The organism is Frigoribacterium sp. Leaf263 (assembly GCF_001422285.1).
GTDB lineage: Bacteria > Actinomycetota > Actinomycetes > Actinomycetales > Microbacteriaceae > Frigoribacterium.
Map to the genome: position 1 here is coordinate 565,366 of NZ_LMMO01000004.1, position 21,825 is coordinate 587,190.

The 21,825-nt window shown below is 67.1% G+C and carries 19 protein-coding genes and 2 pseudogenes; 14 read left to right on the forward strand and 7 right to left on the reverse strand.

From position 1 onward, the window contains the following. Nucleotides 1-63: 63 nt before the first annotated feature. The 4 genes and pseudogenes from ASF17_RS16155 to ASF17_RS15355 all read left to right on the forward strand — a co-directional run. Nucleotides 64-210, forward strand: a pseudogene (locus ASF17_RS16155) (AAA family ATPase); the annotation flags it as partial. A 49-nt stretch (nucleotides 211-259) separates the two neighbouring features. After that, nucleotides 260-517 (forward strand): hypothetical protein, encoded by a 258-nt coding sequence (locus ASF17_RS16020; RefSeq protein WP_235476591.1) that lies wholly within the window; start codon nucleotides 260-262, stop codon nucleotides 515-517. 110 nt (nucleotides 518-627) lie between these two features. Further along, nucleotides 628-2,682 (forward strand): ATP-dependent nuclease, encoded by a 2,055-nt coding sequence (locus ASF17_RS15350; protein WP_082475371.1) that lies wholly within the window; start codon nucleotides 628-630, stop codon nucleotides 2,680-2,682. A 1-nt stretch (nucleotide 2,683) separates the two neighbouring features. After that, a complete protein-coding gene (locus tag ASF17_RS15355; protein ID WP_162236423.1) occupies nucleotides 2,684-4,579 on the forward strand; it encodes a UvrD-helicase domain-containing protein in 1,896 nt (631 codons plus the stop codon). 443 nt (nucleotides 4,580-5,022) lie between these two features. Here the strand turns inward: ASF17_RS15355 and ASF17_RS12015 are convergent, their stop codons facing one another. After that, nucleotides 5,023-5,253: a hypothetical protein gene (locus ASF17_RS12015; RefSeq protein WP_055800044.1), complete on the reverse strand. Its 231-nt coding sequence runs from the start codon at nucleotides 5,251-5,253 to the stop codon at nucleotides 5,023-5,025. Between the two features lie 110 nt (nucleotides 5,254-5,363). Further along, nucleotides 5,364-5,573 (reverse strand): hypothetical protein, encoded by a 210-nt coding sequence (locus ASF17_RS12020; protein WP_055800046.1) that lies wholly within the window; start codon nucleotides 5,571-5,573, stop codon nucleotides 5,364-5,366. Between ASF17_RS12020 and ASF17_RS15630 the strand changes: the two genes are divergently transcribed. Then, the gene (locus ASF17_RS15630) at nucleotides 5,560-5,790 is read left to right on the forward strand and encodes a hypothetical protein (RefSeq protein WP_156357413.1); all 231 of its coding nucleotides are present in this window, start codon (nucleotides 5,560-5,562) and stop codon (nucleotides 5,788-5,790) included. The genes ASF17_RS12020 and ASF17_RS15630 overlap by 14 nt on opposite strands. 870 nt (nucleotides 5,791-6,660) lie before the next feature. On the opposite strand, the gene ASF17_RS12025 is transcribed toward ASF17_RS15630, so the two are convergent. Together ASF17_RS12025 and ASF17_RS12030 are read right to left on the reverse strand one after the other, a co-directional pair. Then, entirely contained in the window at nucleotides 6,661-6,894 is a 234-nt protein-coding gene (locus ASF17_RS12025; protein WP_055800049.1) for a hypothetical protein, read from the reverse strand. 43 nt (nucleotides 6,895-6,937) lie between these two features. Next, the gene (locus tag ASF17_RS12030) at nucleotides 6,938-7,348 is read right to left on the reverse strand and encodes an ester cyclase (protein ID WP_055800052.1); all 411 of its coding nucleotides are present in this window, start codon (nucleotides 7,346-7,348) and stop codon (nucleotides 6,938-6,940) included. 238 nt (nucleotides 7,349-7,586) lie between these two features. Between ASF17_RS12030 and sucC the strand changes: the two genes are divergently transcribed. The 8 genes from sucC (at nucleotide 7,587) to ASF17_RS12075 (ending at nucleotide 18,751) form a co-directional block, all read left to right on the forward strand. Next, nucleotides 7,587-8,750, forward strand: coding sequence for an ADP-forming succinate--CoA ligase subunit beta (sucC, locus tag ASF17_RS12035; protein WP_055800055.1), 1,164 nt, complete (start codon nucleotides 7,587-7,589; stop codon nucleotides 8,748-8,750). A 15-nt stretch (nucleotides 8,751-8,765) separates the two neighbouring features. Continuing rightward, nucleotides 8,766-9,653: a succinate--CoA ligase subunit alpha gene (sucD, locus tag ASF17_RS12040; RefSeq protein WP_055800058.1), complete on the forward strand. Its 888-nt coding sequence runs from the start codon at nucleotides 8,766-8,768 to the stop codon at nucleotides 9,651-9,653. A 147-nt stretch (nucleotides 9,654-9,800) separates the two neighbouring features. Next, entirely contained in the window at nucleotides 9,801-11,492 is a 1,692-nt protein-coding gene (locus ASF17_RS12045) for a cell division protein PerM (protein WP_055800061.1), read from the forward strand. A 57-nt stretch (nucleotides 11,493-11,549) separates the two neighbouring features. Then, the gene (gene purN, locus ASF17_RS12050; RefSeq protein ID WP_055800064.1) at nucleotides 11,550-12,143 is read left to right on the forward strand and encodes a phosphoribosylglycinamide formyltransferase; all 594 of its coding nucleotides are present in this window, start codon (nucleotides 11,550-11,552) and stop codon (nucleotides 12,141-12,143) included. Beyond that, complete coding sequence (gene purH / locus ASF17_RS12055; RefSeq protein ID WP_055800069.1) at nucleotides 12,140-13,762, forward strand: bifunctional phosphoribosylaminoimidazolecarboxamide formyltransferase/IMP cyclohydrolase; 1,623 nt, start codon at nucleotides 12,140-12,142, stop codon at nucleotides 13,760-13,762. Before purN ends, purH begins: the two co-directional genes overlap by 4 nt. 408 nt (nucleotides 13,763-14,170) lie before the next feature. After that, on the forward strand, nucleotides 14,171-16,006 hold the full coding sequence (locus tag ASF17_RS12065) for an ABC transporter ATP-binding protein (RefSeq protein ID WP_055800076.1): 1,836 nt from the start codon (nucleotides 14,171-14,173) through the stop codon (nucleotides 16,004-16,006). After that, nucleotides 16,003-17,928: an ABC transporter ATP-binding protein gene (locus tag ASF17_RS12070; RefSeq protein WP_082475317.1), complete on the forward strand. Its 1,926-nt coding sequence runs from the start codon at nucleotides 16,003-16,005 to the stop codon at nucleotides 17,926-17,928. The genes ASF17_RS12065 and ASF17_RS12070 overlap by 4 nt, the downstream gene beginning before the upstream one ends. A 34-nt stretch (nucleotides 17,929-17,962) precedes the next feature. After that, nucleotides 17,963-18,751 (forward strand): GNAT family N-acetyltransferase, encoded by a 789-nt coding sequence (locus ASF17_RS12075; RefSeq protein ID WP_055800080.1) that lies wholly within the window; start codon nucleotides 17,963-17,965, stop codon nucleotides 18,749-18,751. A 28-nt stretch (nucleotides 18,752-18,779) separates the two neighbouring features. Here the strand turns inward: ASF17_RS12075 and ASF17_RS12080 are convergent, their stop codons facing one another. From ASF17_RS12080 to ASF17_RS12090, 3 genes and pseudogenes are all read right to left on the reverse strand, one after another. Continuing rightward, entirely contained in the window at nucleotides 18,780-19,229 is a 450-nt protein-coding gene (locus tag ASF17_RS12080) for a hypothetical protein (RefSeq protein WP_055800082.1), read from the reverse strand. Nucleotides 19,230-19,310: 81 nt separating this feature from the next. Continuing rightward, the gene (locus ASF17_RS16105; protein WP_082475318.1) at nucleotides 19,311-19,712 is read right to left on the reverse strand and encodes an MGMT family protein; all 402 of its coding nucleotides are present in this window, start codon (nucleotides 19,710-19,712) and stop codon (nucleotides 19,311-19,313) included. 73 nt (nucleotides 19,713-19,785) lie between these two features. Further along, nucleotides 19,786-20,238, reverse strand: a pseudogene (locus ASF17_RS12090) (GNAT family N-acetyltransferase); the annotation flags it as partial. Between the two features lie 119 nt (nucleotides 20,239-20,357). Between ASF17_RS12090 and ASF17_RS12095 the strand changes: the two are divergent. Continuing rightward, on the forward strand, nucleotides 20,358-21,632 hold the full coding sequence (locus ASF17_RS12095) for an ROK family transcriptional regulator (RefSeq protein WP_055800089.1): 1,275 nt from the start codon (nucleotides 20,358-20,360) through the stop codon (nucleotides 21,630-21,632). The last annotated feature ends 193 nt before the right edge of the window (nucleotides 21,633-21,825 follow it).

Sequence of the window (21,825 nt, forward strand, 5' to 3'; positions counted from 1 at the left end):
CACTTAGAAGTCAACAGTCGGAGCAATACCGACGGGCTTGGCCAGGACGACGTCGGGGGAACTGTGCACATAAAGCTCATCGAGATCGAGAATTTTCGGAAATTGCGGTCAGTTCGAATTGATCTTGAGGATAAGACCACCTTATTTGTTGGTGCTAACAACAGTGGCAAGACGTCCGCTATGGACGCCCTCCAGCTGTTCCTCGACGAGCCGAATGCCTTTACGATAACCGATCTGACTCTGTCGAATCTCAACGTCCTTGATCGAGTTGGGCGTTTCTGGGAACAAAATGCTGATGCTGATGCTGATGCTGATGCTGGTGCTGGTGCTGGTGCTGGTGCTGGTGCTGGTGCTGGTGCTGGTGCTGGTGCTGGTGCTGGTGCTGGTGCTGGTGCTGGTGCTGGTGCTGGTGCTGGTGCTGGTGCTGGTGCTGGTGCTGGTGCTGGTGCTGATGCTGGTGCTGATGGGTCACCTACCAAGCAGCCGGTGCCAAAGGGCGAGGAGGCCCTGCAGCTAGATCCAAACGCGAGTGAAGGCCTACCAGAGCAGACACATCCCCTCAAAGGCGGTGCTGAGGCAGAAGGGGAGGAGGCTACCGCAGAGGCTCCGGATCTCACGAGCGCAGACATGGCGGCCTCAGCGCTTCGGAGTGTTCTACCAACTCTCGATGTCTGGTTGGCTGCTGAGGAAGCCGAGTTGCATCGAGTCGATGAGCTACTTCCTATCCTCGAAGACTTCACAGGAACGGCGGGTGTCCGCCTGGAATGGGCACCACGCGACATTGATGAACTCAGATCAGCCTTCTTGGAACGTCGAGACGGCGTCAAGGCGACACTTGCAGCTGGTGGACCAACAGACGAGCCCACGCATCTGTGGCCGAGTGGTCTGTCAGACTTCCTTTCGCGTAAAATGCAGGCACATTTCAGTGTGCGTGCCTACAAGCTAGACCCAAAACAGTTCGTCGAGTTTAGCGCAGACCCTGACAAAGGAGGTGCGAATTCTCCAGATGATGAGACGTTAAAGCCTCAGAAGTTGACGGAGACTGCGAGGCCACTAAATCGCAATCCCCTGACAGAGTTGATTCACATTGATATTGTCAATGCGCAGAGGCACTTGGGCGGAGAGGATCGGAATGGTCGACTCTCCCGGCAGGTTGCTAAGTACTATAATAAGCATCTTGACTTCGGTCTTGCGCCGGAGCCTCAAGATTTAGAGGCCATCCGGGCGACGCAGAGCGCATCAAGCCTATTTGACCTACGGCTGAGGTCAGCCTTTGAAGGCCCTCTAGCAGAGATTGCAAGGATGGGATATCCAGGAGGTTCGGATCCTCGCGTTGTTATCCGAACAAGCTTGCAGCTCGTGGACGGCCTTACCCATAACTCGGTTCTTCGTTATCAACTAGGCCCCGATTCAGACAAAGCGGATAATGCACTTGAGTTACCTGAAGGCATGAATGGCCTGGGGTATCAGAACCTAGTCTTGATGATCTTTAATCTTATGCTATTCCGAGACGGTCGACATAAGATAGGTAAGGCCTCAAGTTCAAGTGCGCAACCGGGCGTGGCGGCGACTCTCGCACCGATTCATCTTGTTCTAGTGGAGGAACCTGAGGCTCATCTGCACGCGCAAGTGCAGCAGGTGTTCATTAAACACGCGTATGCAACACTCAAGGGAGACGCTTCAAAGCATAGGCAGGATCTTGGAACGCAACTGATCGTCAGCACGCACTCGAGTCATATTGCTCACGAAATCAATTTCTCGGCAATACGCTATTTCAGGCGACAGGAGCAGAGTGTCGAGCCTGTGCCGCTAACGACAGTCCGCAGCCTGGCGGGAGTATTTGGTAATGGGACCGCCAATAGTAAATTCGTTCAGCGATACATAAAAGTGCAGCATTGCAACGTCCTCTTTGCTGACGGACTTGTTCTTCTCGAGGGTGCCGCAGAGCGCATTTTGGTACCGCATCTTGTTTCGTCCCATTTCAAGAAACTTGATCAAAGCTATATTGAATTTCTCGATATCGGAGGGGCTCATGCGCACACACTTAGACCGTTGGTGGAGGCATTAGGGATACCAACGCTGGTAATCACGGACATTGATGCTGCAACAGGAACCACCGCCAAGAAAGCGCGGCCAGCCTCCGGTCAGGGCCAAATCAGCACAAATTACACCCTCGCAAACTGGCTCGGGGAGGCAAATATTGATGCCTTGATTGGGCGCGACAGCGACTCTAAGACGGTTGTTTCCGGTTCGGGCGGCAGTGTCCATTTTGCTTATCAGACCTCAGATGCAGTTTTGCGAGGCGGGTCAGTCTTAGGGACTGCGATTACGTCTACATTTGAGGACGCACTTGCATTTGCTAACTTCGACATGGTAGAGACGATGAAAGAAAGTGGCCTCGCAAAGGCGTTCGCCACAGCCCTACAGGGTGCAAATAAAGACAACCTCGATGCCGTTACTGCGAAGCTCTTCAAAGCCTTGAGTGCAGGTGGCAAGGCTAAGTTTGCTATGGACGTCCTTGCTGCTATTTCTGAAACAAAACCGCTTCGCGCCCCTGGATATATTCACGATGGTCTTCTTTGGTTACAGGGCCAGGTTTCTCAATTGCCGCTTGTTGCAGGTCTTGATGAAGCAACTTCCGCGCCGGCGGTCAGTTCAGCTCCTGCACCCGGAATGGCATGATATGAGCGACCTACAGGTGCCTGCGCCCTCAATAGGGGCTGATGAACTTATTGCCACATACCTCACGCTTGATAAGCCGCAATCATTTTTCCTATCGGCAGGAGCTGGGTCTGGCAAAACATGGTCGCTTGTAGCTGCTCTGAACACAGTGCGTCGCACTCGGGGCAAGCGGCTGCTGGAAAATGGGCAGCGTGTTGCTGTGATTACTTACACGAAGGCCGCGAGCGAAGAGATCCGTGGCCGTTTGGGAAACGCAAGCATTGCTGACGTATCGACACTTCATTCATTTGCATGGAGCTTGCTTAGCGGATTTGACGAGGACATAAGGCTGTGGCTTCGCGATCACCTCGAGGTAAAGTTGCGGGAGCTTGTCCTTAAGGAGTCAATGGGCAAGGCAACCAGCAAGGCGAGTATAGAGCGACGGCTCAAGATCAAGCGTTACTCGAGGCAGATCGAACTCCTGCCTAGTGTGCACCAATTTACTTATAGTCCCGACCAGATTGTGCCTTCAAGGGGTGCGCTGACGCATGCTCAGGTGATTCAGGCAACTGCGGACTTCATTAGAACCAAGCACGTATTTCGTGAGATTGCAGTTGGGCGATATCCGATTATCTTCGTCGATGAGGCTCAGGATACGCAAAAGGTTCTTATGGATGCACTCTTGAGCTTAGCTGATGAATACAAGGGTAAGTTTGTTCTTGGCCTGTTCGGCGATATGATGCAGCGCATTTATTTTGATGGAAAGCCTGATCTTCAATCGGCGGTTGAGTCCTGGGAGCAGCCGCGGAAAACTATCAATCGAAGGTCGTCTCGGCGAGTGGTGGCCCTGGCTAATCAGCTTCGCAAGTCCGTCGATGGTTTGAACCAACAGGCGCTTGAGGGTGCCGCTGGGGGCACTGCGCATCTTTTCGTATCGAACGCGTCGTCCGCTGACCGTGTCGCAACCGAGAATGAGGTTGCAAAGCGGATGGCTGGGCTGACTGGTGATCAGGCGTGGCGATCGTTGGATGCTGGGCCCAAAGTGTTGATTCTTGAACACTCCATGGCTGCGTCGAGATTAGGTTTCACAGATTTCTTCGCTTCGTTCGATGTAGATGCAAGCATACGCTCAGCTATAACAAGCAGGGAGTCTTTAGATTCCGGGCCTGTTGGGTTCTTGGCTAAGCAAGTGCTACCTCTTTGGCGGGCCGTAGCATTGGATGATTCGTTTGCGGTCGACGAGCTCATAAGAAAGTATTCCCCGTTATATAATGCAGGTCATTCTTTGGATGCCCCTGTCAGTGACCAATTTCGCGTTCCTATGATTCGCAACGCTATACGTCAGCTCCGAACGTTGCTTCGGGGATCTGATCCTGCGATGGGTCCGGTGCTTCGTGTGATTCACGAAAGTCAAGTCTTCGAGTTGCCTGATCAACTTGCGGATGCGCTTTTTGTTAGTCAAGAAGTTGAGGCCATCGGCTCTGAAGGGCAAGTTGCGGATGATCGAGATGCCTTCGTCGACGCTTGGGCGGCGGCACTTCACACAGGTTTAGGCACCTTTGAGCGATACTACTCATACGCGACAGGGGCGTCTGTAGTCGATACGCAGCAGGGCGTTAAGGGTCTCGAGTTTGACCACGTGATGGTTGTCCTGGATGACCAAAATTCCCGCGGCCGTGGTTTCAGCTACGAGAAATTACTTGATGTGAAAGCGATGAGTGAAACGGATAGGGAGCACCTGGAAAACGGGGAGGAGACAACTATCGATAGAACGCGAAGATTGTTTTATGTTGCTTGCAGTCGGGCTCGATCAAGTCTTGCTGTAGTCGCGTACACGGCGAACCCGCAAGCGGCAGTGGATGCTGCACTGGAGGCAGGTCTATTTGCTGCGGATGAGTTTACCATCATCCCAAGTTAGCTCTGGCGGATAATAGGTCAGGAATGGTGTGCAGTGTTGCAGGGGGCGAGGCTTCGATTCGGTTTTCCTGATCGCGTGTTGTTATGGATCTGTCTCATCCATACGGCGTGTTGACGTCTCTGGTCTCAAAGATGCGTCTGGAATTTCTTGGGGCCTTTGTTTCACCCTGATTAATGAGGGTGTTTGTAATCTTGGTGCCCTCTAAATCCTGTCGATCTTGTCTGTTGAATATCGTGATGTTCTAATCAGGTAGCCAGCGGGCGTGTTGGCAAGCCTCAAGCCTGAAAACGCGCGACCGGCATAGCGGGGCGAGCGTGTCCGACCGTCGTCACCCCCAAGACGTTGGCACCCGTCTCGGTGACGTACTCCTTGCCGATCGGCGACGACTTGCCGGCCGCCAGGTAGAACGCCTGGCGTCCGTCCGGCAGTCGGTAGGTGCCGAGCTACGAGGCCCGGTCGCCGTTCCACCGATGGCCGGTGCCCAGACCGGTCGAGGTGATCGCCGAGGCGGGCAGGGCGCCGACCAGCGTGGCGCTGAGGATGCCCAGCGCCAGCAGGAGGGCGGTCCGAAGTCGTCTTCGTGGGGCCCGCGAGGGGGCGTTCGTGGATGTCCTGGGACGACGATGACGGGTGGGGCGGGCGTGCCGACGCCGCGCCTCCTCGGCCTGGACCATGACGGAGCGGGCCGCTCGGGGGAGGGCGCGGGGGAGGCTGTGGAACGACGGACGCCCCCGTCGCTCAGTGGCGGCGGGGGCGTCTTCCCTGGGGCGCGCTAGCTTCGTAGCTAGAGCTCCTTCGGGATCCCGACCTCGGTTGTCGAGGAGACTGCAGGGATGAAAGCTGCCACGAGCGTGTAAGCCACAGCTGCGGTGATGGCTACAGCCGCGAACGCGGTCCGGCGGTTCCCTTGTGTGCCTAAGGCTGCAGCGGCGTTGGCGATGATCAGCACCGCTCCTACAGGCGAGAGCATGATGGCGGAGATGAGGGTGATCACCCCCTGCAGCAGGATAAGGCTGCCCTCGATTGTGAGGCGTGCCCTAGATGGTGGTCTCGACATCCTCGGGACCTTCGGCATAAACAGCAGTCTCTCAATAGATACTGCAGGAGCGATCGCCGGAGGCTTTACCTGCGGCAGTTCCGATGAGACGCGTGCAGGGAAGCTGGGTTTGGACGTCCCATCCACCGACCCCCAAGATCAATTTTCGCTGTGACCAGATCTTGGCTCGGTTTCCAACGACTGCTGATCCCCGGCCTGTCTGGCCGGCGTCCCGCCAACCCAGTGCTGCTATCGAGGACCAGGATCGCGTGAACGTCGCCGAGGTCACCTTCGAACCGTTCGCACACCACGTCCCCTCCGTATAAGTGTCAAAAAGCGCGTTACCCGCAGCCGCCCATTGGGTGTTCTTCGCCCACGTTCCCCAGCAGCCGAGGGTGGAACTCACGTCAGTTGCGGCTGCCTCGATCGATGAGTAGTGGTCGCCCACTTCTCCCGCATGTGAAGCCGCTCGTGCGTTCGAATCGAGAGGCGTCAACAACAGGGTTTCCTCGGCCCTGGCCGGCAAGAAGTACGCCTCGAATGCAGAACGTTCGTCAGCAGAGAGCGCGTTGTATTCGGCAGACGAGTCCTCAGCTGAACTGACGCGCTCGAAGACTTGGATTGCCGCCGCCTCTCTGTTCTCGAACGATGAGCTCGAAACGGGTGCGGCTTGGGCCGTAGGTGCCAATAGTGCCGTTCCGAGAACGACTGCAAATACGGAGGCCGGTACAGCAACCCAAGGGAGTTTCATTATCAATTTCCTTTCCTGGTGCGGGGTGATCAACCCGATGGATCACTCCTTCCGCAGTGCCAAGGTTGCTTCCCGCACGTCCTGAAGGCCTCCCCCTAGAGGATGATATTAAAAACACGTCAGATTTATGTTCTGACGGCATTACTGAACTCACGTTGTTGACCGCGGTGCCATCCATGCCGATGCCCAAGCCCGTGCCGCTGGCCGCCCATACAGGCGTCGGCGAAGACGGGAACGATGGACGCCCCCGTCGCGCAGTGGCGGCGGGGGCGTCCGGTGGTTCAGGAGGCGCGCTCAGTCGGTCTCGTCGAGGTCGATCTCCTCGTCGGCGAGATCGTTCTCGGCTCCGTCGGGTGTCCCCTCACGGGGTGCGCCGCCGGTCGGGCCGTCGTTGTGCTCGCCGACGCCCGGGAAGACCGTCTCGCCGGCGACGGCGTCGTTGGTCGCGATCTGCTCGGATTCGGCGAACTCGTCGGCCTGGTCGTGGGGCTGGTCGCCGGAAGCGGCTGGGATGCTGGTGTCGCTCATGTTGAATCCTCTCGAGAAGTGACGGGTTGCGGGTGGGGCGATATCAGGCAAGGCCGAGCTGCTGCAGCAGGCCCGCCTCGTCGGTTGCCCCCCAGCGCTCGACGAGCATGCCGTCGTCGTCGAAGCGGCCGACCTGGATGCCGCGGACGGTGAAGCTCCTGCCCGTCGGCTCATGACCTTGGAACGGACCCGTGTGAGTGCCCGAGATCGTGAAGACGGCGGTGACGTGCTCGTCGTCGGCGACGAGCGTCTCCACTGCGAGGTCGACGTCGGGGAACGCTGCGAAGAACTCGCTCCAGAAGGCCTTGATGCCCTCGACGCCGGCCGGTGCGCCCGGGGCGGGGTCGTGATCGACGACGTCGGCGTGGAACCCCTCGCCGAGTCGATCGACCTGCCGCGCGGTGAGGATCTCGCCGAGCAGCTCCTGAGTCTCGATGTTCTTGTCTCTCGCCATGGTCGGCTCCGTTCCTTTCGCGTGGGTGGTCTCCCGTCTACTCCTCCACGGGGCGACGGACGGGCGCGTGCTCACAGGTCGCCGGACGGTTCACGTGCCCGTCAGGGCTCGGCGCTAGGCTGACCGGGGCCGTCGCCACGCCGTCGAGACCGTTCGATCAGGTGGCGACCGGCTTCCGCCGACACGTCGGCACGACCGAGCGAAGCAATGGCGCAGCGATGCGGATTGGAAGAACAGCGTGGATCTTTTCGAGTACCAGGCCAGAGACCTGTTCGAGCAGTACGGCGTGCCCGTGCTGCCGGGCATCACGGCCGACACCCCCGAGGAGGCGCGTGCCGCGTCCGAGAAGCTGGGTGGCGTGACCGTCGTCAAGGCTCAGGTCAAGGTCGGCGGGCGTGGCAAGGCCGGCGGCGTCAAGGTCGCGAAGACCCCCGACGACGCCGAGGCCGCCGCTCGCGACATCCTCGGGCTCGACATCAAGGGCCACGTCGTCAAGCGCGTCATGATCGCCGGCGGCGCGCAGATCGCGCAGGAGTTCTACTTCTCGGTGCTGCTCGACCGAGCCAACCGCTCGTACCTCTCGCTCTGCAGCGTCGAGGGCGGCATGGAGATCGAGCAGCTCGCCGTCGAGAAGCCCGACGCCCTCGCTCGCATCGAGGTCGACCCCCGCTCGGGCATCGACCTGGCCAAGGCCACCGAGATCGCGAAGGCCGGCGGGTTCCCCGACGAGCTGATCGAGAAGGTCGCCCCCGTGCTCGTCAAGCTCTACGCCGTGTACGAGGGCGAGGACGCCACGCTCGTCGAGGTCAACCCGCTCGTCCTGACCGAGCAGGGCGACATCGTCGCCCTCGACGGCAAGGTCTCGATCGACGAGAACGCCGACTTCCGTCACCCCGGTCACGCCGAGCTCGAAGACGCCGACGCTGCCGACCCCCTCGAGGCGAAGGCCAAGGCCGCCGGCCTCAACTACGTCAAGCTCGACGGCGAGGTCGGGATCATCGGCAACGGCGCGGGCCTCGTCATGTCGACGCTCGACGTCGTCGCGTACGCCGGCGAGGCGCACGGCGGCGTCAAGCCCGCGAACTTCCTCGACATCGGCGGCGGAGCGAGCGCCGAGGTCATGGCCGCCGGACTCGACGTCATCCTCGGCGACGCCCAGGTCAAGAGCGTCTTCGTCAACGTCTTCGGCGGCATCACGGCCTGCGACGCCGTCGCGAACGGCATCGTCGCCGCGCTCGGCATCCTCGGCGACACCGCCACCAAGCCCCTCGTCGTCCGACTCGACGGCAACAACGTCGACGAGGGCCGACGCATCCTCGCGGAGGCGGCGCACCCCCTCGTCACCGTCGTGGCGACCATGGACGAGGCCGCCGACAAGGCCGCCGAGCTGGCTTCGAAGTAAGGACTGAACAGAACAATGTCGATCTTCCTCAACAAAGACAGCAAGGTCATCGTCCAGGGCATCACCGGCGGCGAGGGCACCAAGCACACGGCGCTCATGCTGAAGGCCGGCACCCAGGTGGTCGGCGGCGTCAACGCCCGCAAGGCCGGCACCACCGTGACCCACGGCGACGTCGAACTGCCCGTGTTCGGCACCGTCTCCGAGGCCGTCGCCGAGACCGGCGCCGACGTCTCGATCGTCTTCGTGCCCCCGGCCTTCGCGAAGGACGCCGTGGTCGAGGCCATCGAGGCCGCCGTCCCCCTCGTCGTCGTCATCACCGAGGGCATCCCCGTGCAGGACGCCGCCGAGTTCTGGGCGCTCGCCAAGTCGAAGGGCGGCGTCACGCGCATCATCGGGCCGAACTGCCCCGGAATCATCACGCCCGGCGAGTCGCTCGTCGGCATCACGCCGGCGTCGATCTCGGGCTCGGGCCCCATCGGCCTCGTGTCGAAGTCGGGCACCCTGACCTACCAGATGATGTTCGAGCTGCGCGACCTGGGCTTCTCGACCGCCATCGGCATCGGCGGCGACCCGGTCATCGGCACGACGCACATCGACGCCCTCGAGGCGTTCGAGGCCGACCCCGACACCAAGGCCATCGTCATGATCGGCGAGATCGGCGGCGACGCCGAAGAGCGTGCCGCCGAGTACATCAAGGCGCACGTCACGAAGCCCGTCGTCGGCTACGTGGCCGGCTTCACCGCACCCGAGGGCAAGACCATGGGCCACGCCGGCGCCATCGTCTCGGGCTCGGCCGGCACGGCCCAGGCCAAGAAGGAGGCCCTCGAGGCCGCCGGAGTCAAGGTCGGCAAGACGCCGAGCGAGACCGCGGCCCTGCTGCGCGAGGTGTACGCGGCCCTGTAGAGCCGACCCGCGCCTCCTGAACGGGCGTGTGCGTCGAGACCGGGTGAGTCGTCATCACCCGCGATCGGCGGACACGCCCGTCTCGGCGTCCGGGCGACGGGCGGGGCACGCCGAGAGCGTCCGAGGGGCCGGGTAGGGTCGTCCACGATGAACCGCCCTGCCACCGCCGCCTTCGCGGCCCTCGAAGCCCTGCTCGTCGTCGGCATCGGCGTCGGGCTCCCGGTCGCGGTCATGAGTCTGCTCTGGGCGTTCCAATACGGGCTCCAGCTCGACTGGGTCATCTTCTGGCGCGCCTCCGTCGACACCTGGCTCGTCGGGCACGGCGTCGATCTCACGCTGCAGCTCAGCGGGCCGGCAGCCGAGGCGACCGGCGTCGCCGGGGCCGACGCCCCCATCGGCATCACCATCGCCGCCCTCGGCTTCTCGGCGCTGACGGTGCTGCTCGGTCTCCGCGCCGGTCGGGCCATCGCCGAGACCCGGCACCGGGTGACCGGCCTCCTCGTGACCATCGTGACGTTCGCGCTCATCTCGCTCGGTCTCGCCGCCACCGCCCAGCACGCTCTCGCCGCGCCCTCCCTCTGGCAGGCGCTCGTGCTGCCGCCCCTCGTCTACGCCGTGCCCGTGCTCGTCATGGCCGAGATCACCCGGCGGCGACGAGGTGAGGACCCCGGCCCCGTGGCCCTCTTCGTCACCCGACTCGTCGTCCGCGCGCCTCTCGCGGCCCGGGTCGTCGCGGCAGGCGGTCTGCGGGCCGGCCTCGCGACCGCCGCCGTCGTGCTCTCCGTCGCGGCGCTCATCGTGGCGCTGCTGCTGCTGACGCACTTCTCGCAGATCATCACCCTCTACGAAGGCGCGCACGGGGGTCTGCTCGGCGGCCTCGCGCTCACGATCGGGCAGCTCGCGCTGCTGCCCAACGTCATCGTCTGGGCCGCATCGTGGCTGATCGGGCCGGGTTTCGCTCTGGGCACCGGCTCCGCTGTCTCGCCCCTCGGCACGTCGGTCGGTCCGCTGCCGGCCGTGCCGTTCCTCGGCGCTCTGCCCACGGCCGATCTGCCCTTCGCCTTCGTCGGGCTGCTCGTGCCCGTCGTCGCCGCGTACGTCATCACGACCCTCCTGCGACCACGGCTGCAGGCGGCTCTGGCCGCGGCAGGCGTCGACGACGTCCTCCGCCGCGTGCTCGTCGGCGTGGCGGTCGGCCTCACGGCCGGTGTCGCGATCGGCCTGGCCTCGTGGGCGTCGGCCGGCTCGGCCGGACCGGGGCGTCTCGTCGACGTCGGACCGGACCCGTGGGTCGTCGGCGCGATCGCCGCGCTCGAGGTCGCCGTGCCCGCCGTCCTCGCCATGATCGTCACCCCGCCGCGGTTCGTGGGCGGCGTGGGGCTGCCGACCCGCGCCTCCTCGGTGTCCACCGACGGCACGACCCGCCCCGGGTCGGATCGCTCGGCGTCGACCACGGCGAGCCGCCTGCCGCGCGAGTTCGGCACCCCGCCGGTCGACGGCGCCGGAGGCGCGTGGGCGTCGGCCGGAGCCGTCACCGCGACCCGGGGTGACGAGGGCGACGACGACCGTGACGCCGCGCGCCTCGGCGAACGGGCCGGTGGCCCCGCCGACGCCGACGCCGACGCCGCCGCCACCGCCTCCATCGGAGACGGCGAGGGCGGCGCAGCGGCAGGCGGCGGCGCGACGGGTCGAGAATCGTCGCCGTCCGCCGTCGGCCGAGATGGCGACGACGGCCGCGACGACGGCCGCGGCGACGGCCGAGACCCCGATGAAGACCCCGCTCACGACCCCGACGACGACCCCGACGTGACGGACCGTCTCGACGGACTCACCCGCTGACGTGACGGCGCCCGGCGGCACCGCGAGCGACCCGAGGCGCCACGCTAGGCTTGCCGCGTGCTGAAGCTCGTGGTGCTCATCTCCGGTGGCGGATCGAACCTCCGGGCACTGCTCGAAGCCGCACACGACGCCGAGTACCCCGCGCGGGTCGTCGCCGTCGGAGCCGACCGCGACGCCGACGGGTTCCAGCACGCCGAGCACTTCGGCGTCCCCACGTTCTCGGTGCCGTTCTCGAGCTTCGCCGACCGCGGGGCCTGGGGTGACGAGCTGCTGGCGCAGGTGCGGCAGTGGGAGCCCGATCTGGTCGTGCTCAGCGGCTTCATGCGTCTCGTGCCGCCGCGCGTGGTCGAGGCCCTCGCCCCCCAGCTGATCAACACCCACCCCGCCTACCTGCCGGAGTTCCCCGGGGCCCACGGCGTCCGCGACGCCATCGCCGCCGGCGTCGAGCAGACCGGCGCCAGCGTCATCGTCGTCGACAACGGCGTCGACAGCGGCCCGATCCTGGCCCAGCGCCGCATCCCCGTGCTGCCCGGCGACGACGAGTCGTCGCTGCACGACCGCATCAAGCTCGTCGAGCGCGAACTGCTCGTGCAGACCGTGCTCGACATCGCCAACGGAACGATCGACCTCGAACAGGAGTCCACCGCATGAGCGGCCACGCCATCGACCCCACCCTCTACCGCGACCGCGACACCGTGCCCGTCCGCCGGGCGCTGATCAGCGTCAGCGACAAGACGGGGCTGCTCGACCTGGCGGGGGCGCTCGCCGCGGCCGGGGTCGAGATCGTCTCCACCGGGTCGACGGCGTCGACCATCCGCGACGCCGGTCACGAGGTCACCGACGTCAGCGCGGTGACCGGGTTCCCCGAGTCGCTCGACGGGCGCGTGAAGACGCTGCACCCGGCCGTGCACGCGGGGATCCTCGCCGATCTGCGGCTCGAGTCGCACGAGGCGCAGCTCGCCGAGCTCGACATCGCGGCCTTCGAGCTCGTCGTCGTCAACCTCTACCCGTTCGTCGCGACGGTCGCCTCGGGCGCCGACGCGCCGACGGTCATCGAGAACGTCGACATCGGCGGCCCGGCCATGGTGCGTGCCGCGGCGAAGAACCACGCCAACGTGGCGATCGTCGTGTCGCCGTCGAACTACGCCCAGGTCGTCGACGCGCTCGGCACCGGAGGCACGACCCTCGCCCAGCGCCAGCGCCTCGCCGGTGAGGCGTTCGCCCACACCGCGTCGTACGACACGGCGGTCGCGGCGTACTTCGCCGCCAACGTCGGCACCGGGTCGGCAGCGCCGGCCGAGGAGGCGCGGGTCGACTTCGCCCCCGCGGTCACCGTCTCGGCCGAGCTGCAGCACACCCTCCGCTACGGCGAGAACTCGCACCAGGCCGCCGCGATCTACGCGACCCCGGGTGCGCACGGCATCGCCCAGGCTCAGCAGCTGCACGGCAAGGAGATGTCGTACAACAACTACGTCGACGCCGACGCCGCCCTGCGCGCCGCCTACGACTTCGACGAGCCCGCCGTCGCGATCATCAAGCACGCCAACCCCTGCGGCATCGCCGTCGCCTCCGCCGACGCGATCGACCCCATCGCCGACGCGCACCGTCGCGCCCACGAGTGCGACCCCGTCTCGGCCTTCGGCGGGGTCATCGCCGCCAACCGGCCGGTCACGCGCGCGATGGCCGAGACGGTGCGCGACATCTTCACCGAGGTGGTGATCGCTCCGGGCTTCGACCCCGAGGCCGTCGAGATCCTCAGCGCCAAGAAGAACATCCGCCTGCTGACGCTCCCCGCCGACTACGCGCGCGACGGCCGCGAGGTCAAGCAGATCTCGGGTGGTCTGCTCGTGCAGGACGCCGACGTCTTCACCGGGTTCTCGTCGGAGGGCTGGACCCTCGTCGCCGGCGACGAGGCCGACGCCGCCACCCGCGCCGACCTCGAGTTCGCCTGGAAGGCCTCGCGGGCCGTCAAGTCGAACGCGATCCTCCTCGCCTCGGGAGGCGCGTCGGTCGGCGTCGGCATGGGCCAGGTCAACCGCGTCGACTCGTGCCACCTCGCGGTGGACCGCGCCGGCGAGCGTGCGGCCGGATCGGTCGCCGCCTCGGACGCCTTCTTCCCCTTCTCGGACGGCCTGCAGGTGCTGCTCGACGCCGGCGTCGCGGCCGTCGTGCAGCCCGGCGGCTCGATCCGCGACGACGAGGTCATCGCGGCCGCAGCGGCCGCCGGCGTGACCATGTACTTCACGGGTGAGCGTCACTTCTTCCACTGAGCCCGCCCCGCTCCGAGGCGGGTCCGACCTCGACACCCCCACCGCGATCCGAACTGATCGGTCTTGCGGTGGGGGTGTTCGCGCACCTATCCTGTAAGGCTGCTTGCAGTCGGTCGGAGACGGCCGTCGACGCCGACCTCCTGGGGGACATCATGACGATGACAGCGACCACGACGGTCGGACGCGACGACCGTGTCCTCTCAGCCCGCGCCTCCTCGGCCCTGACGGTCGTCGACTCCGAACCGGCTGCGGCGGCCTGACGCACCGCAGCGCACGACGAAGCCGACCGGGCGCCTGACGACGCCCGCCGGACGCGGCCTCCACAGGCCGCCGGCACCACGAGACACTCCCCAGGGGAGCGACCGCGCCCGCGCGGCCCCCTGCCAGATCACGACACTTGGATCAGTCATGCCAGCACAGTCCACCTCCACCCCGTCATCGCCCGGCGGCGACCGCAAGCCGTCGACGCTGCGTGCGCTCATGCGCCTCTACCCCTACGCCCGCCCGGCCGTTCCGCGCATCGTGCTCGGCATGGTCGCGGCCCTGCTCGCCGCGGTCGTGGCGCTGCTCATCCCCGTCGTGCTCCAGCTGCTCGTCGACGGGCCCCTGTCGAGCGGCGACCGCTCGCAGGTCTGGCCGGCGTTCGCGGTCGTGCTCGGCCTCGGCGTCGTCGAGGCGTTCATGATCGCGGCCCGGCGGCGCCTGGTGCTCACGCCGAGCACGCACGTCGAGGCGTCCATGCGCAACGCGCTCTACGCCAAGCTGCAAGACCTCCCGGTGGCGTTCCACGACCGGTGGCAGAGCGGCCAGCTGCTCAGTCGCTCGGTGAGCGATCTGAGTCTCATCCGCCGGTGGCTGGCGTTCGGGCTGGTGCTGCTCGTCGTCAACCTGCTGACCATCGTGGTCGGCTTCGTCGTGCTCTTCTTCTACAGCTGGGTGCTCGGGCTGCTCTTCGTGGTCGCGTCGATCCCCGTCTTCGTGGTCAGCCTCGCCTTCGAGAAGCGGTACTCGCTCGTCGCTCGTCGCAGCCAGGATCAGGTCGGCGACCTCGCGACGAGCGTGGAGGAGAGCGTGCACGGCATCCGCGTGCTCAAGGCCTTCGGTCGCGGCAAGCACTCGCTGCGCGAGTTCGAGAAGCAGGCGGAGGATCTGCGCGGCACCGAGATCGAGAAGGCGCGGGCCGTCTCGAAGCTGTGGCTGTGGCTGCTGCTCGTGCCCGACGTGGCGTTCGCCCTCTGTCTGCTGGGCGGCATCTGGCTCGCCGCCGACGGGCAGCTCACCGTCGGCCAGCTCTTCGCGTTCTTCGCGACGGCGACCGTGCTCCGGTGGCCCGTCGAGTCGATCGGGTTCCTGCTGTCGATGACCTTCGACACCCGGACGGCCGCCGATCGCTTCTTCGAGGTGATGGACAGCACGAACACGGTCACCGACCCCGCCGAGCCGCGCACGATCGCCGAGCCCCGCGGGCGACTCGAGTTCCGCAACGCGCACTTCAGGTACCAGGACTCGCCCGCCCAGTTCGCCGACCTCGTCGACGGCGTCGACCTCGTGCTCGAACCCGGTGAGACCATGGCCCTGGTCGGTCTGACCGGCTCGGGGAAGACGACGCTGCTCGCCCTCGTGCCGCGGCTCTACGACGTCACCGACGGGCAGGTGCTGCTCGACGGCGTCGACCTGCGCGATCTCACCCGCGAGGAGCTGCGGCGACACGTCGGCATGGCCTTCGAGGACGCCACGCTCTTCAGCGCCACCGTGCGCGACAACGTGCTGCTGGGTCGCCCCGACCTCGCCGACGACCCCGAGGAGGCCGACCGCGTGCTGCGCGAGGCGCTCGAGATCTCGCAGTCCGACTTCGTCGAGAGGCTGCCGCACGGCGTCGACACCCGCGTGGGCGAAGAGGGGCTCAGCCTCTCGGGCGGTCAGCGTCAGCGCCTCGCCCTGGCCAGAGCCATCGCGGCCCGGCCGGCCGTGCTGGTGCTCGACGACCCCCTCTCGGCCCTCGACGTCGACACGGAGGCCCGGGTAGAGGCGGGGCTCCGCCGCGTGCTCGTCTCGACGACGTCGCTGATCGTGGCGCACCGCCCGTCGACCGTCACGCTCGCCGACCGGGTCGCCCTGCTCGAGAACGGGGTCGTCACCGCCGTCGGCACGCACTCCGATCTGCTCGCCGTCAACGAGCACTACCGCTACGTCATCTCGTCGCTCGACGACGACACCACCACCCGAGACGAGGTGCTCGCATGAGCGACCAGAGGACGGACGACCGCGACCGCGACGACCGCGACCGTGACCGCGACGACGCCGGGCGCGAGGCGCTCGACGGCAGGACCCCCGCCGAGAAGCGCGTCGGGCGCGGCTCGAGCACCGAGGGCGTCCGCGGCGAGGAGCGCGACGACTTCACCCGCGACGAGAGCAGGCGGCTCCGGGGGCGCTCGCTGCGCCTCCTCGGCTCACTGGTGCACCCGCTGCGCTGGCGACTCGCGCTCATGGGCGTCATCGTCGTCATCAGCGTCGGCGCCCAGGTCGCCGGCCCCGCACTCATCGCGTTCGGCATCGACCGGGCTCTGCCCGCCCTGATGGACCGGCAGGACTGGGCGCCGGCGATCCTCGTCGTCGTGGTGTACCTCGTGACCGGGGTCATCGGCGCCGTGCTCATGGCGCAGTACACGGTGCTCTCGGCGCGGATCAGCCAGGCGATCCTGATCGATCTCCGCAAGCGGCTGTTCCTCCACACGCAGCGGCTGAGCCTCGAATTCCACGAGACGTACACGTCGGGTCGGATCATCTCGAGGCAGACGAGCGACCTCGACTCCATCCGCGAACTGCTCGACTCGGGCATCAACCAGCTCGTGTCGGGGCTGCTCTACATGCTCTTCACGGCGATCGCGCTCGTCGCCCTCGACCCCCGGAGCGGTCTCGTGCTGGCCGTCGCGCTCGTGCCGTTGGTCGCTCTGACCCGATGGTTCCAGGTGCGCTCGCAGAAGCTCTTCCGCGCGACGCGCGTCACGAGCGCGCGGGTGATCGTGCACTTCGTCGAGACCATGACCGGCATGCGCGCCGTTCAGGCGTTCCGCAAGGAGGGGCGCAACGAGAAGGAGTACGGCGGCTACGTCGAGGACTACCGCCAGGCCAACTCGAAGGTGTTCACCCTGTTCGGCACCTTCGACCCCGGGCTCGTGCTGATCGGCAACGCGACGCTCGCCGCGGTCGTCCTGTTCGGCGGGTTCCGGGTCATCGACGGCACCCTGGCGATCGGGGCGCTGCTCGCGGTCGCCCTGTACGCCAAGCGGTTCTTCGACCCCGCCGAGGAGATGGCCATGTTCTACAACGGCTACCAGTCGGCGTCGGCCGCGCTCGAGAAGATCTCGGGCGTGCTCGAAGAGCAGCCGAGCGTGCCCGACCCGGCGCATCCGGTCGACCTCTGGCACGCCACCGGCCGGGTGGAGTTCGACGACGTCGAGTTCGCCTACAACGCCGACACCGTCGTGCTGCCCGAGTTCGATCTGACGGTGCCCGCCGGTCAGACCATCGCCCTGGTCGGCTCGACCGGCGCCGGCAAGTCGACGCTCGCGAAGCTCATCTCGCGCTTCTACGACCCGACGCGCGGCCGCATCACGCTCGACGGGGTCGACCTCCGCGATCTGCACCCGAAGGACCTCCGACGCGCGATCGTCATGGTCACCCAGGAGGCCTATCTGTTCTCGGGGTCCGTCGCGGACAACATCGCGCTCGGCAAGCCGGATGCCACCCGCGACGACATCGAACGCGCCGCCCGGGCGGTCGGCGCGCACGAGTTCATCATGGCGCTGCCCGACGGGTACGACACCGACGTGAACAAGCGCGGTGGACGGGTCTCGGCCGGTCAGCGGCAGCTGCTGTCGTTCGCCCGGGCGTTCATCGCGGACCCGAGCGTGCTCATCCTCGACGAGGCCACCGCGTCGCTCGACATCCCGTCGGAGCGCATGGTGCAGGAGGCGCTGCAGACCCTGCTCGCCGACCGCACGGCGCTGATCATCGCGCACCGGCTGTCGACCGTCGCGATCGCCGACCGGGTGCTGGTGATGGAGTACGGACGGGTCGTCGAAGACGGCAGCCCCGCCGACCTCATCTCGGGAACGGGGCGCTTCGCGCAGCTGCACGCGGCCTGGCGGGACTCGCTCGTCTGACGCGGCGGGCCTCCACTCCGTTAGCGTGTCCCCGATGACTGACGCACAGCGGTACCTGCAGGCCTACGACGAGCAGCTCCGGACCGACGCCGAGACCCCGAGCGCCATCGCGGTCACCCTCGAGGGCCCCCTGCGTCTCGTGACCTTCGCCGGCGGTCGCGGCTTCGTCACGTACCGGGACCTCGGCGGCGCCGACGGCGACGCCGTGCGAGGCCTGGTGGCGAGCGCGATCGAGCACTTCTCGGCCGACGCCTCGATCGATCGCGTCGAGTGGAAGACGCGCGGACACGACCACGCGCCGGGGCTGCACGAGGCCCTCATCGCGAACGGCTTCGAAGCGGGCGAGCCCGAGTCGATCATGATCGGCCCGCTCTCCGCCCTGGCGGAGGCGGGTGACACCCCCGAGGGCGTCACCCTGCGACGGGTCGAGACCGAGCCCGACGTCCGTGCGATGAGCGCGATGGTCGACGAGGCCTTCGGCGAGTCCGTCGACGCGCGACAGGCCGACGCCCTCGTCTCACGGCTCGCACGGGCCGACGGCATGGAGCTCTGGGTCGCCGAGGTCGACGGCGAGATGGTGAGCGGCGGGCGTCTCGAGCCGGTGCCCAGCACGGACTTCGTCGGGATCTGGGGCGGCGCCACCCTCGAGGCGCACCGGCACCGAGGCATCTACCGCGCACTGACCGCGGCTCGCGCCCGCTCGGCGCTCGCCCAGGGCAAGACGCTCGTCCACAGCGACTCGACCGACGATTCGCGGCCCATCCTCGAGCGGTCGGGGCTCGTCCGGGTCTCGACGACGACCCCCTACGACTGGACGCGCTGACCGCGCTCACCTCGCTGACCGCGGAGCCTCACTCCGCGCCGGCGGTCCGCGTCGGCGCGGCGTCCCGCCACGCGTACACCTCGCCGTCGTCGGTCGTCACGGCCGACCAGTCACCGCAGACGACCCCGGCCGTCGGCAGGTCGGACGGCCACCAGTCGGGGGCGATGGGCGGTGCCGACTCGAGCGGGTCGGCAGGCGCGCAACCGGCCGCCTCGGCGAGGGGAGCGGCCGTGCGGAAGGCGAGCACCGCCTCCTGGGGGTCGTCTCGCAGGGCGACCGCGCGGATCGAGGTGGCGTCCGACGGCACCCAGCCCGCGAGGACGAACGACCGCGTGCCCGACTTCGGGGCCTCGCCGTAGCTGTCGAACTCGAAGCTCCTCTGCGGCGACCCGAGGTCGGCGAGCGAGCAGGCGGCGAGACCGGTCGAGAGCGTCGCGACGAGGGCGGCCGCGGCGACGAGGCGGGTGAGGGAGGGCATGCTCCGAGCCAAGCGCCTCGAGACGCCGGGCGGATCAGCCTGCGGGGGAGACCGTCTCATCCGTCAGGGTGATCGTGCGGGTCAGGGCTCCCAGGAGGCGCGCTCGAGATCCACGCGGAACGTGCCGGCCCGAGACCACAGCAGCGGTGTGCCCTCCGCCCGGTAGTTCTCGAGCGCCCGGCTCTCGTGATCCCGCGGGGCGTGCCCCGAGGCGCGGATCACCCGCCACCACGGCAGCTCGGAGCCCGCGTACGCCATCACCTGGCCGACGGCCCTCGACGCGCGCGAACCGAGGGTCGCCGCGACCGAGCCGTAGGTCATGACGCGCCCCGCGGGGATCGACTCGACGACCTCGACGACCCGGGAGACGAAGTCGGACCCGTCGCGCGCCGGCTCGGCCGGCTCGCCCGGTCCGGCCGGCTCGCCCGGTTCGGCCGGCTCGCCCGGCTCGGCCGGCTCGACCGAAGCCTCAGGCGACGTGATCGGACGACCCGTCCGCCGCCGACCCCGACCCCGACCCCGACCCCGTCCCGGACCCCGTCCCCGACCCGGGCACCAGGGTCAGCGCCGCGAAGTGCTCGCCGTACGGCGTCTCGCCGACGACCTCGAAGCCGATGTGGGCGAAGAAGTCGGCTGGCCCGTCGGCGCCGGGCTCGTACATGACCGTCAGCCGATCGAAGCCCCGGCTGCGCGCCTCCTCGGCCAGCGAGTGGACGGCGAACCGGCCGACGCCGCGCCCCTGCGCGTCGGCCTCGACGTTGATGCGCCAGATGCAGCTGCGCAGCGCCTCGTCGTCGGCGGAGGCGTCGAAGTTGCCCATGATGAAGCCGACGACGGCGCCCTCGGCGTCGACCACCACGCGCGGCCAGGCGGTCGTCGGGTTGACGTACGCCTCGGCGATCGAGTGCGACACCGGGGCGACGTACTGCTCTTGGCCCGGCTTGAGCGTCAGGTTGTTGGCCGCGACCACGGTGGCGGCGGACAGTTCTTCGAGGCGCAGATCCGACATGCCCTCAGGCTAATGGCGGTGGCGCTCACGGCACCAGCATCGCCGGGGGGCTTGTGCAGAGGCCGACGCGCACGGGCCCCGGCGGGCGGAGAGCCCCGCGGTCGTGGATGATGACGAGAATGAACCGAGGGACGAACCTTCCGGCGATCGGCGGCTTCAACCGATCCGTGGTGCTCGACGCGGTCCGCCGCGAGTCGGCGGGGCTGAGCCGCACCGAGATCGCGGCACGCACGGGGCTCAGCCCGCAGGCCGTGACCGGGGTGTCGCGTCGCCTGATCGACGCCGGGCTGATCCGCGAGAGCGGCACCGTGATCAGCGGCCCCGGCAAGCCCCGGACGATGCTGCAGCTGGAGGCGCGGGGCCGGTTCGCCGTCGGCGTCCACATCGACCCGGCGGTGCTGACCTTCGTGCTGCTCGACCTCGAGGGCGCCATCGTGGTGGACTCCCGCGAGCTGACCCCGTCGGCGTCCGAGCCCGACGAGGTGGTGGCCCTGATGGCGCGCGCCATCGACCGCCTCATCGTCGACAGCGGGGTCGACCGCGAGCTGCTGCTCGGGGTGGGCATCGCGTCGCCCGGCCCCGTCGACATCGGCCCCGGTCTCGTGCTCGATCCGCCGATGATGCCGCTCTGGCGGCACGTTCCGCTGCGCCGCGCTCTCAGCGAGGCGACGGGCCTGCCCGTGCTGCTCGAGAAGGACGTCACCGCCTGCGCCGTCGCCGAGCTGTGGCTGAGCGACGGGGCGAGCGGCGGGCGGAGCGACTTCGCCTTCGTGTACTACGGCACCGGCTACGGCACCGGGCTCGTGCTCGGACGCGACGTGCTGCGGGGTGCGAGCGCCAACGCGGGCGACACCGGCCACGTGATGGTCGACCACCAGGGTCATCGCTGCACCTGCGGTCGGATCGGCTGCGTCGGCGAGCTCATCACCCCGCACGGGCTCGTGCGCGAGGCCGAGGCCTCCGGCGTGCTGACGCGGGGCGACGTCTCGGAGGAGGCGCTGGTCGAGGCCGCGACGAGCGGCGACGCGGTCGACATGCGACGCATCGACGAGGCGTTCCGCGCGCTCGTCGCGAAGGCCGACGCCGGCGACCCGGGGGCGCTCGGCGTGCTGCACGGCGCCGGTCGGCACCTCGCCCGGGCGCTCGTCACGGTGGTCAACCTGCTCGACCTCGACGAGATCGTGTTCGGCGGACCGTTCTGGGCGCCGTTGTCGCGGCACGTGCTCGATGTGCTGCCGGCGGCGCTGCGCGACGACCCGGCCCTCATCGCCAAGCACCCCGTGAACCTCGTCGAGTCGTCGATCGGCGTCGACGTGGCGGCCGTCGGCGCGGCCTGCCTCGTGCTCGACCAGACGTTCTCTCCGCGGCCCGCGGCCCTCCTGATCACGGCCTGATCAGGGCCCGATCCGGTCGGACGAGGGGCGGGAGGCGCGGGTCGGCGACTGCGGGAGGCGCGCCTCCTTCGGGTGCCGACCCGCGCCTCCTCGGTCTGGCCCGTGACGGAATCGTCACCTGATCCGCTCTTGACACGAGTTACTCCATACGATGTAGTAATTGCATCGCGGCCGGACGGAGTTGCCCGGCGTC

Coding starts and splice junctions, on each gene's coding strand:
- ASF17_RS12045 (WP_055800061.1), top strand. CDS start 9,801: ATGAACCGCCCTGCCACCGCCGCCTTCGCGGCCCTCGAAGCCCTGCTC.
- sucD (WP_055800058.1), top strand. CDS start 8,766: ATGTCGATCTTCCTCAACAAAGACAGCAAGGTCATCGTCCAGGGCATC.
- ASF17_RS15630 (WP_156357413.1), top strand. CDS start 5,560: ATGAGGGTGATCACCCCCTGCAGCAGGATAAGGCTGCCCTCGATTGTG.
- ASF17_RS12015 (WP_055800044.1), bottom strand. CDS start 5,253: ATGGTCCAGGCCGAGGAGGCGCGGCGTCGGCACGCCCGCCCCACCCGT.
- ASF17_RS12080 (WP_055800082.1), bottom strand. CDS start 19,229: ATGCCCTCCCTCACCCGCCTCGTCGCCGCGGCCGCCCTCGTCGCGACG.
- purH (WP_055800069.1), top strand. CDS start 12,140: ATGAGCGGCCACGCCATCGACCCCACCCTCTACCGCGACCGCGACACC.
- ASF17_RS12095 (WP_055800089.1), top strand. CDS start 20,358: ATGAACCGAGGGACGAACCTTCCGGCGATCGGCGGCTTCAACCGATCC.
- ASF17_RS12075 (WP_055800080.1), top strand. CDS start 17,963: ATGACTGACGCACAGCGGTACCTGCAGGCCTACGACGAGCAGCTCCGG.
- ASF17_RS15350 (WP_082475371.1), top strand. CDS start 628: ATGGCGGCCTCAGCGCTTCGGAGTGTTCTACCAACTCTCGATGTCTGG.
- ASF17_RS12025 (WP_055800049.1), bottom strand. CDS start 6,894: ATGAGCGACACCAGCATCCCAGCCGCTTCCGGCGACCAGCCCCACGAC.
- ASF17_RS15355 (WP_162236423.1), top strand. CDS start 2,684: ATGAGCGACCTACAGGTGCCTGCGCCCTCAATAGGGGCTGATGAACTT.
- ASF17_RS12065 (WP_055800076.1), top strand. CDS start 14,171: ATGCCAGCACAGTCCACCTCCACCCCGTCATCGCCCGGCGGCGACCGC.
- ASF17_RS12030 (WP_055800052.1), bottom strand. CDS start 7,348: ATGGCGAGAGACAAGAACATCGAGACTCAGGAGCTGCTCGGCGAGATC.
- ASF17_RS12070 (WP_082475317.1), top strand. CDS start 16,003: ATGAGCGACCAGAGGACGGACGACCGCGACCGCGACGACCGCGACCGT.